The organism is Oleiphilus sp. HI0067 (assembly GCF_001635735.1).
On record NZ_LWFI01001471.1, the window covers coordinates 1 to 874 of the forward strand.

General features: G+C 46.5%; 2 protein-coding genes. Both read left to right on the forward strand.

Annotated elements, in window-relative coordinates:
- On the forward strand, positions 1-378 hold a 378-nt coding region (locus tag A3739_RS23915; protein ID WP_255376795.1), incomplete at its 5' end, for a DALR anticodon-binding domain-containing protein.
- A gap of 20 nt (positions 379-398) precedes the next feature.
- A partial coding sequence (locus A3739_RS23920; protein WP_068503089.1) for an SPOR domain-containing protein occupies positions 399-874 on the forward strand: 476 nt, incomplete at its 3' end.

Consider the following 874-nt stretch of genomic DNA (forward strand, 5'->3'; position numbering starts at 1 on the left):
GTGTATTACATCCAATACGCACATGCACGTATTGCAAGTATGCTGCGCAAACTGGAAGAAGAAGGCGCACTCGTTGATCAAGCAAATGGTTTAAGTCAACTAACTAGCAATGCCATCGAAGCTGAAACTGAATTGGCAAAACGTTTGGCGCAATATCCGCAAACGCTTATTAATTCTGCTGAGCAGTTTGAGCCGCATACTATGACGCATTATCTACGTGACCTAGCTAGTGAATTCCACACTTACTACAACGCGAACAAGATGCTTGTTGAAGATCATAATGTACGTGATGCGCGCATCACCTTGAGCCTTGCTGTGCAACAGGTTCTGAGCAATGGTCTGAATCTGCTAGGTGTTAGCGCGCCAGACAGTATGTAAGTAGACACGAGATTCATGGAATGACACGCGATTACGCTAAACCATCAACAACAAAAACAAGCTCGAAAAGCAAACCGAAAAAGAAAACGGCAAAAAAGAGCGCTGCTGCTCCAAAAGCAGCGCCTCCAGCCCCCTCAAACTCGGGCAAGAGTAAGTTTTTCCACATCGCACTCATTACCGCCATTCTTGGCGGTTTTGTCTATGGTCTGTACAAACTTGCGCAACTTCCGGCGGATCGCACGCTAGACCCTACAACACCAACAAAACCAAGCCAAGCAAAGCAGGTCGAGCCGACAAAAACTGAAAAGCCCGAAGCTCGCTTCCAGTTTTATGACATGCTTCCTAATAGCGAAGTCGAAACTGATGCAGTAACCGCTTACACCTTTAAAGAAAAAGGAGTGCAGGAGGAATATCAGTACATGCTTCAAACTGGCTCCTTCCGTCAACGCAAAGACGCAGAACGCCAGAAAGCTACGATCGCATTTCAGGGACTTAA